Here is a 12510-nt window from a genome sequence, read left to right on the forward strand (position 1 = left end):
AATTATCTCATTACTGTAATTGTACCTTTCCTGACTACGGAATTGCTTTTAGTTATTATATAAAAGTATAGTGATTCACTAGCTCCCGTAGCCGAATTTGCTGGCCATTCCTCATTATATCCTCCTGACTTCTGGAAATCTAATTCTCCTCTTGTACTATAAATACTTACTTCTACATCTGATTCGTTATACGTTGCGGGTAATATCCAATTGTTATTTGCACTATTACCTCCTGGGGTGATTAGATTTGGTATTAATTCTGATACTCCTGGTGGATTACCTATAACAATACTATCCTCATCCGTACATATTCCTGATGAAATCACAACCTTATATTCTCCTTCTGCAGTAACTGTTATCGTATTACCATTAAGTCCTACTAAAGGTTCATCTACTCCATCAATTATTCTAAACCATTCATATGTATATGCCGGATTTTGTTGTACGGATAAAGTAACAGATCCACCTGCCGGTAAGGAGGTGGGTGAAGCTGTAATTTCGATACCTGATGGTATTGGTGCTATAGTTAGGGGGGGTGACTCTGTATCTAACCCTACGGCTCCTGCGTTAAACATTGCCCTTAAAGTATATTCAGCGTTTTCGTCTGCTGTGCTTATTTCTAGCGTTCTTTCTGTGACCCCTGTGGGCACTCCATCTTTTACCCATTCAAAATCAAAAAAATCGTATTGATCTTCAGTCAACGATACTTGTGGAGGAGCACCACTACCTGCTAAAGTTAAACCAAAAAGATCTTTTATTTCTAAAATTACAGAACTATCATCACAATCAAAATCCTCTGTCGCACCTATAATTAACCCAATACTTACTGGCGAAAATACATTGGTAGTAGAGTTTAACATACTTAAACAACTATCATCTGCCATAATACGGATACTATACCTACCAGGGTTCATAACATCAACACTAACCGTAGGGTCTGTAAGTGATAGAATACCCGTAAGTGGACTTGTATCTCTTAACCATTGAAATAGACTCGTCGCTGGGGCAACTGGTGCGTCTGTAGTAACTTCTAAGTTTAATGTTTGCGCAGGAAGTATGATTAAGTTTTCTAATAAAGGCGTAGTTATCGTAGAGCCATCATTGATCACTCTAATTGGATTTACTGGTAATGGGCAAGATGCACCTAAATCAATTTTTACAGTATAATTACCATCAAAATTATTATCTGGTAAAGTATAAGTAGGACCCGTTGCGCCATCTATATCAACATCGTCTTTTTGCCACTGAAAAGCAGCTCTTACAATTAATTGTGGATTAAGAACATCAACAATATTTGTTCTCAATGTTTTATTAGGGTCCTGAGGACAAAAATTTACGGTTGGTGATCCTATTATATTGATATCCCCAGTGTTAATTCTATTAACCGTAATAACATTTGTTTGGGAAGTATATTGAAACGTACATTGACCAAAATCTATTGCAGCAAAATATCTGGCCGTACCATCAGGCTCAAGATCATTTTGAGTAATATTCAATGTCGGACCTGTTTCACCGGGTACAAGTACTCTATCTGTAAACCCGCCTTTAAACCATTGGTATGTAAAACCTGCTGGATCAATCTCGTTACCTAGCTCGTCTCTTACACTAAATGAAAGCGTTTCAACAAAATTAACAACATCACATATAACCAAAAGACCACTAGTTGTATTATTGGATAGTAATCTTAAATCGTTTCTATAAAAGTGAATCGGTATGGGATCTGATATATCTGCTGGACTCTCTGGTGAAGAGGATGTAATTACTCTAATTCTGTAGGTATCACTACTAGCATCTGAAGGTATTTCAACGTTGTCAAAACGAAGTTCTACATCAGACAAGGATGCATCATTTTTATCGGTAACCTTACCCAACTCTGTAGGCGTATCAAAATTACCATCGGCGTCTGAAAGCTCTAGTATAAATTCATTATCACTTGGTAATGCATCCCCTGGCCTTAGTGTTGTAATTACAGTAAAACTATTGTTGGCTGGAGACGAACTATTAGCAGCAAAAGCACATATTTCTGAGCGTTCATCACCCAGATTATCGATAAAAGTAGGTGCTAAAACAGCACGTTGTGCTAAAAGTTCACCGTAGTTAATGAACGATAGCAGACTAACGAGTAGTATTAGGTTAAGTTTTTTATTCATGATATCACACTTATAATTCTGGTGGATATACTATATCAACTTCGCGATTTGGGGCGCTTGTTAATAATATTGTTAATATATTTTTTACCAAGTTATAAAATTATAAATTAAATAGTTATATCAAACTAATTTTTGATGTTTTTTTGTAATAATTTTCTGACTTCTAGTTTGTTATCTCATTCAAACTAAAACATTTTTAAATCATAATAACAAGTTAATATACATAAAATTTTGTTAATCAACTAGTTGTATTACAAAAAAGATAGTAAAAGTACTGTAAATAAAAGCAGAAATTTCCCCATAATCTATCTAAAAAAATGTTCTATTTCAAAGAAAATCTATCTAATTTTTCCGCAAATATAGATTATTATACAGGTTAAAAAACACTTAAAAAGGCATTTTTTTTCGATTAAGTGTAAAAAAAAAGTAAAAAAATCAGTGAAGAAAAACCATTTTTTCCTTCTTTAAAAGAATGTTTTTAGGCCTGTTTTATCAACTAGATTTACAGCAAAAAAAATAACAAAAATGTATTTAGCTCAGTTACACTGGATAACCTAAATTATAGCTATAAAAATTACTCAATAACTATTCTTTTTCAACTACATTATCCCGTATTTATACTCTACAAATATACACTTACTAGCCTCTATCTACTAAAACACATTTACTCATAAAAATGCCGACTATTCATTACATAAAAATGATACCCGTTTTTGAATAAATTCAAAAAAAAACCTCATTAGACATTTCTAATGAGGCATATACATTCGATATAAAATATTATTCTTTTGTTTCTGTTTTGGCAGTTTCTCCACCATTTAATTCTTTAATAACATCTTCTGTAATATCTAATTCTTCTTTACCGTATAAAATATTACTAACCTCGGTATCACCATAGATATATGTATATCCATTTTTCTTACCGTATTCTTTAATAAAATCTTTTACTTTTGAAATTATAGAATCGATTTCTTTTTGGCTTCCCTGTTGAATCTCCTGCATTCTAGATTGTTGCTCTCTCTGAAGACCTTGTTGTTTAGCCATTAATTCTTGTTCTTTCTTCTCTCTATTGGTCTTAGACATAGATTTCATGATATTTTGATACCCTTGTACCTCGATCTGAAATTGTTTTGCCTTTTCCTCAAGCTCTGCTCTTACTTCGGTATTACGTTTTGTCCATTTTTCCTGAGCAACTTTCATTTCGGTGAAATCAGAAACAACTTTTGTGTTATTTACGAAACCTGTTTTCTCTATTTGTTGTTGACAAGAAGCAAATATCAAACATGCCCCCGCAATCCATAAAAATCTTTTCATTTTTCAAAAATTTAGTTCTGGGCAAAAATATCAAAGTTCAACTGATGTTATTCACTATATTCATCAAAAAAACAATTTATAATAAAAAACAATTAATTTACATTTTATTATAAACAAAATCTATTAAAAAGAAGTTGATTTAAAGCTTTTTAAGCACTATTTAAAAATCTCGCATATGTTAACCCCAAATAAGCTCTAAAAAGCAAAGAAAACTTAATTAAAAACGATTTGATCACTTTTTTAACACATAAATATGCGAAGAAAACTCTTTTGTGCGCATTGCTTTTATGTTTGAAACAATTCCGACCCAAAAAGCTTTTAAAAAATTCATTTTTCCGTTTTTATATTTTTCGGATAACAAAGACACATAAAAAGAATCAAACCTCATTGGAAGTGTTTTCTGTAACATAATGTTCTCTTTTGAAAAAAGTGTTTTGATTGAAGTTTTAGAGAAATGCCATAAATGTCTTGGTACATCATAAGCCGCCCAAAATTTCTTATAATAATCAGCATCATACGATTTGAAATTTGGTACAGCGACAATAAGATACCCTTCGGGTTTTAAAAGTCTTTTAATTTCTAAAATTTGATCATCCAAATCAGAAACATGTTCTAAAACGTGCCACATTGTAATAACATCAAACTTCTGTGATTCATAATCCAATGTAGTCCCGTCTAAATCAATTCCTTTTTGTTTGGCTAAATTTTTTGCTTGTTGATTAGGTTCTGTGCCAAAAACATGCCATCCAGCATTTTTGGCTACCAACAAAAATTCTCCTGTACCCGCTCCAATATCCAACAATATACCTGATTTACTTTTATTAGTTCTGGAGACAAGTCTTACTTTTTTACTAAGAGAGTATGTTTTAACCAAATGATATATTTTCTCAAAAAGAGATCTCTTTGCATCTGTATGAGAAATATAATCTTCGCTTTCATAATATTTCCCAATTTCTTCATTTTTTGGTTTAGGAGAAGTTATTAGCATATCATATTGTTTATCATGAAACAATTGAAATTTTTCTCCAGACACACTATGATCTTTACACTCGATAAAAAGTTCTAAATTTTGTTTTGTATTCATTATTCTGAAATCATTGGCTTAAGATAATCTTCTTTTTTAATGTTGTTTTTTATATCAAGTAACTTCGCTTTTGTTTTACTATAAAACAAAGAATGTGTAGATAGACAGTTTTTTCCGTTATTATCTTTAACGATTATTTTCACAAAAGTATATGTCGAGTTCTTAGTATGCTGTGATAAGTTATCACACAAACCTGGAGCAACATTTTTGTATGTATCCAAGTCTGTGTCAAAATTAATACTAACTGTAAAATTCAAATCTAAATTTTCAAACAATTTAGTTTTAAAGAAATTTAGTTTTTCATCCTCTTTCAATTCGAAATTTTTTCTCAACCAATATTTAGCTTCAGGAGTAGTAATTTTTGATTTAAACAAAAAATAGTCTCCAGTTCCGTATTTAAAAGAAACTATTCTATAATTTTCTATTTTGTTGATCGACTTACAGGAAAAAAAGAAAAAGGAAAGAAAAAAAACATATTTCACACAGCCTTTGTTCCACGTGGAACTATTCTTTGATAGCATCATGAATTTCTACATTTAGCATCTTACCTAATTTATTTGCAATTTTGACCGCATCATCATATCGTTTTGTTTTATAAACAGTGTGATGTTTATTGTTTCTAAAAAACCGAATGACGATTCTATCATGTTTTTCACTTGTTCCTAAAGCACTCACTGTACTCCATTCATTATTTAATTTGAAAGAAGCTGAAAAAACAGAAATATAATCAGGGAATTCTAAATTCAAGTCTACGGCAAAAAAAGGAATTCCAAAACAACTGTATACTTTTTTATTTCTAAAATCTTTTGAGATTTTAAAAGAAATAGAAAAACCAAAAATTATGAGCGTCACAAAGAATAAAATAATTCTTGGTAAAAAAGGTTCGGTTTCATTAAATAAAAAAAGAAAAGAAAAAACCAAAACGATAGTCGTTAAGATTTTTCCTTTTAGTGCTTTTTCCTGTTTACAAATTACACTTTCCATTATCTACCCATATAAACTAAAAGAACAGAAATATCACTTGGAGATACTCCACTAATTCTAGACGCTTGAGAAATTGTTGCTGGTTTAATTTTTGACATCTTTTCACATGCTTCAAAAGAAAGTGATTTAAGTTTAGTATAATCAAAATCCTTAGGGATTTTAATATCTTCTAATCTATTTAATTTATCAGCGTTATTTTTTTCCTTCTCTATGTACCCAGAATATTTTACTTGAATTTCAGCTTGTTCTAAAACTTCTTTATCCAAATTATGTTCCTGGATATACTCAGACACTTTTTTAAAATGTTTAATATCCTCTAATGCAATTTGAGGCCTAGAAAACAATTTAAACATTTTACCACTTTGATTTATTAAAGAAGAATTGTTTGCTTCTAAAACTGGATTTGCTTCTTCTGGTGAAACACTAGTATCTTTAAAAAACTGAACAAAAGCTGAAGACTTTTTCTCTTTATCTTCCATTCGTTTCATTCTATCATCTGATGCCAACCCTATCTTATGTGCTTTGGGTGTAAGTCTAAAGTCTGCATTATCCTGTCTAAGCAACGTTCTATACTCTGCCCTTGATGTAAACATCCTATAAGGCTCTTCTGTGCCCTTAGTAATTAGATCGTCTATTAAGACCCCTATATACGCTTCACTTCTTTTAAGAATAAAAGACTCTTGTTCTTTTACTTTTAAGGCAGCATTCATTCCTGCCATTAGACCTTGAGATGCCGCTTCTTCATACCCTGTTGTTCCGTTAATCTGACCAGCAAAAAACAAACCAGAAACTAATTTTGTTTCTAAAGTATGCGTTAACTGCGTAGGCGGAAAATAATCATACTCGATTGCGTATCCAGGTCTAAAAAATTTGACATTTTCAAAACCAACCACAGATCTTAATGCTTTAAATTGTACATCTTCTGGCAAAGATGTTGAGAAACCATTTACATATACTTCTACAGTGTTCCAACCTTCTGGTTCCACAAATAACTGATGTCTGTCTTTATCCGCAAATCTATTAATCTTATCCTCGATAGACGGACAATATCTAGGACCTATACTTTTTATTCTACCATTAAACATTGGTGATCTATCAAAACCTTCTCGAAGTAAATCATGAACCTCATTAGAGGTATATGTCATGTAGCAGGATCTTTGTTCTTTTAATGGTTTTGTTAAATCGGTATAACTAAATTTCTCAGGATGATCGTCACCTGGTTGTTCGATCATCTTCGAATAATCCAAAGATCGTCCATCTACTCTTGGAGGTGTTCCGGTTTTCATTCTTCCAGAATCAAAACCAAAATCAATTAATTGTTCTGTAATTCCAGTTGCTGCTCTTTCACCTGCTCTACCTCCTCCAAATTGTTTCTCACCTATATGAATCAAACCGTTTAAAAAAGTCCCATTTGTAAGCACTACAGCTTTGGCTCTAACCTCAATTCCTAAAGAAGTTTTAACCCCACGAATTTCATCGTTTTCTACAATAAGACCACTTACCATCTCCTGATAAAAATCTACATTAGGTGTTCCTTCAAGAAGCAACCTCCACTCTTCTGCAAAACGCATTCTATCACTTTGAACTCTCGGGCTCCACATTGCTGGACCTTTTGATTTGTTCAACATTTTAAATTGTATTGCTGTGCGATCACTAACTATTCCGCTATATCCTCCTAATGCATCAATTTCTCTTACTATTTGTCCTTTTGCAATTCCTCCCATTGCGGGATTACAACTCATTTGCGCGATGTTTTGCAGGTTCATAGTAATTAACAATGTACTACATCCCAAATTTGCCGCTGCCGCGGCAGCTTCACTACCCGCATGTCCCGCACCAACAACTATAACATCATACTCCTTATCAAACATATTATTTCTTTTTGTTCCACGTGGAACATCATATTATAAAACATTTTTTTGTTCCACGTGGAACAAAAATTAAAACCAAAAAACTACTATTGTTCCACGTGGAACAATAGTAGTTTTTCGTCTTCCTTATTTCTCATTAAAGCAGCCTCGTCATCTGATTTGTCCTTATAACCACATAGGTGCAAAATCCCATGAACTATCACTCTACTCATCTCATTAATTTCACTTACTTTAAACTTTTTTGCGTTCTCAAAAACTCTTTCAGTGGATATAAAAATATCTCCATTCAATTCGTTTCCCAAACTGTTATCAAAGCTAATAATATCCGTATACGTATCATGATTAAGAAATTCTTTGTTTAACTTCAACAAATACTCATCGTCACAAAAAATGAAACTTATTTCTCCTTCCTCTTTATTCTCGGATGAGATTACCTCACTAATCCATGAAGATATCCTGTCTTCATTTAACCTATCAATATCTCCTTCGTAAAAAAAATTAATCATTGTTTTTATTAAAATACTCTTGTACTTTTTGTTTATAATTTTGCCGCAAAGGTAATACTTGTCTGTTTAATATCTCGGTTGTATTAAAATATTGTTTCGCTCTGTTCAAACGTTCTGTATTTGTGTTTTTAAAATTAACCTTATTGGTTTTACTTTCTCTCTTTTTTTCTTCACCTTGTTCAAAAGTAGCTTCCTCTAATTTTAATAACTCATGTTTTAAGTCTAACATTTTACTCAACGTTTTTTCATTAAAACCTTTGTCCAAAAGCTCTTGTTCTACCTGCTCCATTCTTCTTAGTAAATCACTTCCTTTCTTGTTTCCAAAACCTTGCTTTTCAAGTTTATCTTGAAGCGCATTTCTCAACTGTTGTTGTTGTTTAAAAATATTATATAGTTCTCCATTTAAGTCTTCATTAAATTCTTCATTATCCCCTTCCTCGCCATTTTGTTTCCCATCTTTACCCTTACCATTTTTTCCATTCTTCCCGTTCTTCTTTCCACTTTTACCTCCTTCTTTTTGACCATCTTTTTGTCCTCCATTCTCGCCACTTTCACCTTTCTCTCCTTCTTTTCCATTCTGCTTTCCACCCTTCTCTTTTCCGCCTTCCTTATTTCCTTTCTCCTTACCTTTCTTCGTGCCTTCTTTCATTTTATCATTAAGTTCTTCTTGTTTCTTAATGATATCCGGCAACTGAAACTCACCCTTGCTATTCTTCCCTTTCTTACCCTTTCCAGATGCAGACATACTGTTCTGCATTTGATCCAAAGTTCTACTTAATAAATACGCCAAATCATTAGATCCAGTAATAGTGTATTGTTGATTTGCTGACCCCTGCACTATTTGGTTCTCTGCTAATTTCTCTAAAGACTTATCTATATTAAACTCTATATCTGTAAGCTTTTGCGTTACGTCCTCTGTTATTTGCGGTGTTCTTAACGCCAACGCATATAAACTATCATCTATGTGAACAAAATTCTCTCGCAGTACACTTTGCCTTTTTAATTTTTCAGAATACGTAGGATTGTCTTTTGTTACTTTCTTAAATCCAGCCATCAGGTTCTCTTGTTCAAAAGAAAAATCAACTAAGTTGTCTAGAATTTGTCTAAGCATTTCCATGTCCTCTTGTTGTTGCTCACTACCCGACATATTCATTTGCATCCTCATATTATTACTCATCTGCTTCATCTTCTGAGCTGCACTTTTTTGGTTTTTCTTAGCATCAGATTTATTCTCTTTCTCCAAATTTTCACTTGCCTTCTTCTGCTCTTCCTTTACCTCATTCTCATCTTCCTTTTTTTCATCTAAGCTCATAGGCTTTTTAAGCCCTTCATTTTGTTTTCTAAGATCCTCCATTTCCTTCTGGAAGTCGTCAAACTCTTTATTAAGCTTTTCTTGCCTTTCTTTGGTATTCTCTTCATCTTTCTTTTCAGAAAGTTCTTCTTGCTTTTTAGACATTTCTTCTAAAGCCAAACTTAGTTTTTCATGTTTCTCGATAACATAATATCTCTTTGTTAGCTCTAAAAGTTGTTCGAGATTTTTGTTTAAATTTTTATTTTCTTTACCTAATTCTTCTAACTTTTTCGTTAACTCTTCCTTTTGTATTTTATCAGAAAGCTTCTCAATTTCTTTTAATAATTTTTCATTTTTCTTTAGTCTTTCTTCATTACGTTCTAAACGCTCTTTTAGTGCATCCTTAAAAGGTTCCTCCTCTTCTTTTTTATCTAATTTCTCTAAATTATCTTTTAGCTGTTTAGAGAAGTTTTTCATCATTTTTTCTTGTTGCTTTTGTCTTTTTAAAAAATCCTCAAGTTTCTTTTTATCATTAAAATCTAATCTCTTTTTTTCTTTTTGTAACTTACTTAAACTATTAAGTTCTTCCTGTTGTTTCTTAAACTTATCCAAAGATTTATCCAATCCGGATATCGCTTCATTTTGTTTTTCTAACAATTTATTTGCTATTTCTTCTTTGGTAAGTTTAGTGAAATTAAAAACCTGACTCTTGGTACTTTTGAAATTATGAATTGCGTCATTGTCAAAAATCTCAAAATAAAACTCCTGTTCTATTCCTTCATTGATTTCTAAATCACCAGGGAATGTATATATAAACTCGTCAAAATTTGATTGACTAATTGTAATATTCTTAAATCTCTTTTGATCTGGTTTTTCTTGATCATAATAAACCAATCTTAATTTACTTAACCCATAATCATCACTTACACGTCCAAAAAAATACATGGTACTATTATCTAATGTATCCTTTTCTGACTTTAAATTTAGCTCTGGATATTGATCTTTGATAACATTCAAATTAAAAGACAGCCTATCATAATTATTTACATTTACATTAGAGGTAGTGATCTCGTAATCCATGTTTTTATAAATGTTCTTTTCTTTAGAAAAAGCAGTTTCATTTTTTTCCATTGGAATAATGGTGTCCTTTGTTTTTAATTCTACTTTGTCTGTGTTTCGTGTGTATACAAGCCAACTTACTTTTGTTCCTTCTGGTATCACGGCATTCCCTGTACTTTTTAAAACTTCATCACTTTTTTTTGTATATGCTGGGTAATCCAACCTCATTTCAAAATTCAATAAAGCCGGTACAGGTACTACTTCTAACTGATACGGAATCGAACTTACATCATTAGCACTTAATGTAAAATCAACTGAATTTTTGGGTTTTACAAACGTATACTCAAACTCACCGACTGCCGTATTCTTTAGAAAATAAATTTCTTCATTATAGTTAATAGTTACTGTTTCAGGAATTATATCCCCAGCAATCTTGACTTTTAGTAAAAAGTCCTTATTTTCAAAAGCATTTAGGTTTTCATTTACCACAAAAAACTGAAAAGGTGCCGGTGGCGTATACGCAACCTTATAATTTACCACTCTTTCATAACTATCTGAAATCCAACTAGTTTTATTAAAAACAGATAATAACAACAATATTACCACAGGTATTGCAGCATATTTTAAATATCCTACGTTTTTTCCAAAATTTATAGCTAGTTTAAAAGGAATCGGAGTTAGTTCTTCTGATTTTTGTTCTATACTTGCTAACAGTAATGATGAAGATGAATTGTTTTCTCTTAGCTGCAATAGATTTAACAATCTATCACTTACCTCTGGGAAATGATTTCCAATAATTCCAGATGCATCTTTATAATCTATTCCTTTAGCCAATCTAAATAATTTAGCCAATGGTATAGCTATAAACTTTATAAACAAACCTAATTCTACAGTAATAAATAACCAAAACAATATGGTTCTACCTATAGGGTTTAACCATAAAAGATTTTCGATTAACAGTGTTATCAAAAAATATAACACTCCTATTGCGAAGAAAAGGATAAGTCCTTTTATTAATTCGTTTATATAATATTTTCTAGTAAACTGTTCTAGCTTACTCTTTATGACCTCAAAATTATTCATATACAGCTATCTTCATTTAGCATTAACTTTTAAAACTACAACTTTATTTTCAATAGAATTGTTATATTTATGATAATTCAACCCCTTATTATCTAAAGAGTTATGAAGGACCTTAAATACATATGTGCCTATACCATACCTATAACGGCTATCTTAGGTCTTTTCTTACAAGGTTATTTCACCTATTTAACACCTATTTATGCATTTGGTCTTATACCAATAATCGAATTATTTACTCAGGATTCTAAACAAAACTTAAACGAGCAACAACGATTATCTAAAGGGCAAAAAAAACTATTTAATTGGTTATTATACCTTAATTTACCCATTGTATACAGTCTAATGTTTTTTACCATTTACACCTGTACCAATCAAACATTTTTTACTTATGAAATTATAGGAATTGTTATTTCTACAGGAATCGTATTAGGTACTAATGGTATTAATGTAGGTCATGAATTAGGACATAGATCCACTTATGAACGTTTTTTAGGTAAGGCTTTACTCCTACCTTCTTTATATATGCATTTTTTTATTGAACATAATTACGGTCATCATTTAAAAGTTGCCACCAAGGAGGATCCGGCTACCGCCAAATTTAATCATCCTGTATATTGGTTTTGGATTACCTCTACCATTGGACAATACCTTAGCGCTTGGAAAATCCAGTTTAAGCTTTTACAACAAAACAAACTTTCTTTCTTTTCTATAAAAAATGATATGTTCTGGTATCTAATCATAACCGTATCCTATTTATTACTTATTTATTTCTCTTTTGGATCATTTGGTTTTATCATTGCTTTGTCTAGTGGTATAGTAGGCTTTTTACTATTAGAAACAATAAATTATATTGAACATTATGGTCTAGCCAGAAGTAAAAAAACAACCGGTAGATATGAACGAGTACGTGAAATTCACTCCTGGAACTCTAATCACACATTAGGTAGAATATTATTATACGAACTAACAAGACATAGTGATCATCATCATCGTGCGGCAAAAAAATATCAGTTATTAGATCATCATGATAAAAGTCCACAGCTGCCTTTTGGATATCCCACATCAATGGTATTATCCCTTATTCCTCCCCTATGGTTTATGATCATGAATAAACATGTTCCACGTGAAATGAGAAATATTTCAAAATCTCAACACTAAAATTTCACAA

At 31.6% G+C, this 12510-nt stretch carries 9 protein-coding genes; 1 reads left to right on the plus strand and 8 read right to left on the minus strand.

The features are described from left to right. Window positions 1-2: 2 nt before the first annotated feature. The 8 genes from AWE51_RS15450 to AWE51_RS15485 all read right to left on the minus strand — a co-directional run bounded on the left by AWE51_RS15450 (window position 3) and on the right by AWE51_RS15485 (window position 11342). A complete protein-coding gene (locus tag AWE51_RS15450; protein WP_066315085.1) occupies window positions 3-2150 on the minus strand; it encodes a T9SS type B sorting domain-containing protein in 2148 nt (715 codons plus the stop codon). A gap of 780 nt (window positions 2151-2930) precedes the next feature. After that, window positions 2931-3464 (minus strand): OmpH family outer membrane protein, encoded by a 534-nt coding sequence (locus tag AWE51_RS15455; protein ID WP_066315087.1) that lies wholly within the window; start codon window positions 3462-3464, stop codon window positions 2931-2933. A 232-nt stretch (window positions 3465-3696) separates the two neighbouring features. Then, window positions 3697-4548 carry a class I SAM-dependent methyltransferase gene (locus tag AWE51_RS15460; RefSeq protein WP_066315089.1) on the minus strand — a complete coding sequence of 284 codons (852 nt, stop codon included), beginning with the start codon at window positions 4546-4548 and terminating at the stop codon, window positions 3697-3699. Beyond that, complete coding sequence (locus AWE51_RS15465) at window positions 4548-5072, minus strand: hypothetical protein (protein ID WP_066315096.1); 525 nt, start codon at window positions 5070-5072, stop codon at window positions 4548-4550. Before AWE51_RS15465 ends, AWE51_RS15460 begins: the two co-directional genes overlap by 1 nt. Next, complete coding sequence (locus AWE51_RS15470) at window positions 5053-5532, minus strand: hypothetical protein (protein WP_066315097.1); 480 nt, start codon at window positions 5530-5532, stop codon at window positions 5053-5055. The genes AWE51_RS15465 and AWE51_RS15470 overlap by 20 nt, the downstream gene beginning before the upstream one ends. Then, a complete protein-coding gene (gene mnmG, locus AWE51_RS15475; RefSeq protein ID WP_066315099.1) occupies window positions 5532-7403 on the minus strand; it encodes a tRNA uridine-5-carboxymethylaminomethyl(34) synthesis enzyme MnmG in 1872 nt (623 codons plus the stop codon). The genes AWE51_RS15470 and mnmG overlap by 1 nt, the downstream gene beginning before the upstream one ends. 86 nt (window positions 7404-7489) lie before the next feature. Beyond that, window positions 7490-7909 carry an rRNA maturation RNase YbeY gene (gene ybeY / locus AWE51_RS15480; RefSeq protein WP_066315101.1) on the minus strand — a complete coding sequence of 140 codons (420 nt, stop codon included), beginning with the start codon at window positions 7907-7909 and terminating at the stop codon, window positions 7490-7492. Then, entirely contained in the window at window positions 7902-11342 is a 3441-nt protein-coding gene (locus AWE51_RS15485; protein ID WP_066315103.1) for a DUF4175 family protein, read from the minus strand. Before AWE51_RS15485 ends, ybeY begins: the two co-directional genes overlap by 8 nt. 102 nt (window positions 11343-11444) lie before the next feature. On the opposite strand from AWE51_RS15485, the gene AWE51_RS15490 reads away from it, so the two are divergent. Continuing rightward, window positions 11445-12500, plus strand: coding sequence for an alkane 1-monooxygenase (locus AWE51_RS15490; RefSeq protein ID WP_066315105.1), 1056 nt, complete (start codon window positions 11445-11447; stop codon window positions 12498-12500). Window positions 12501-12510: the final 10 nt, after the last annotated feature.

The sequence above is a fragment of the Aquimarina aggregata genome, from assembly GCF_001632745.1.
GTDB classification, from domain to species: Bacteria; Bacteroidota; Bacteroidia; order Flavobacteriales; family Flavobacteriaceae; genus Aquimarina; species Aquimarina aggregata.

Excerpts from the sequence above, each read along its gene's own strand:
- mnmG (WP_066315099.1), bottom strand. The coding sequence starts at position 7,403 with ATGTTTGATAAGGAGTATGATGTTATAGTTGTTGGTGCGGGACATGCG.
- AWE51_RS15465 (WP_066315096.1), bottom strand. The coding sequence starts at position 5,072 with ATGATGCTATCAAAGAATAGTTCCACGTGGAACAAAGGCTGTGTGAAA.
- AWE51_RS15490 (WP_066315105.1), top strand. The coding sequence starts at position 11,445 with ATGAAGGACCTTAAATACATATGTGCCTATACCATACCTATAACGGCT.
- AWE51_RS15470 (WP_066315097.1), bottom strand. The coding sequence starts at position 5,532 with ATGGAAAGTGTAATTTGTAAACAGGAAAAAGCACTAAAAGGAAAAATC.
- AWE51_RS15450 (WP_066315085.1), bottom strand. The coding sequence starts at position 2,150 with ATGAATAAAAAACTTAACCTAATACTACTCGTTAGTCTGCTATCGTTC.
- AWE51_RS15455 (WP_066315087.1), bottom strand. The coding sequence starts at position 3,464 with ATGAAAAGATTTTTATGGATTGCGGGGGCATGTTTGATATTTGCTTCT.
- ybeY (WP_066315101.1), bottom strand. The coding sequence starts at position 7,909 with ATGATTAATTTTTTTTACGAAGGAGATATTGATAGGTTAAATGAAGAC.
- AWE51_RS15485 (WP_066315103.1), bottom strand. The coding sequence starts at position 11,342 with ATGAATAATTTTGAGGTCATAAAGAGTAAGCTAGAACAGTTTACTAGA.
- AWE51_RS15460 (WP_066315089.1), bottom strand. The coding sequence starts at position 4,548 with ATGAATACAAAACAAAATTTAGAACTTTTTATCGAGTGTAAAGATCAT.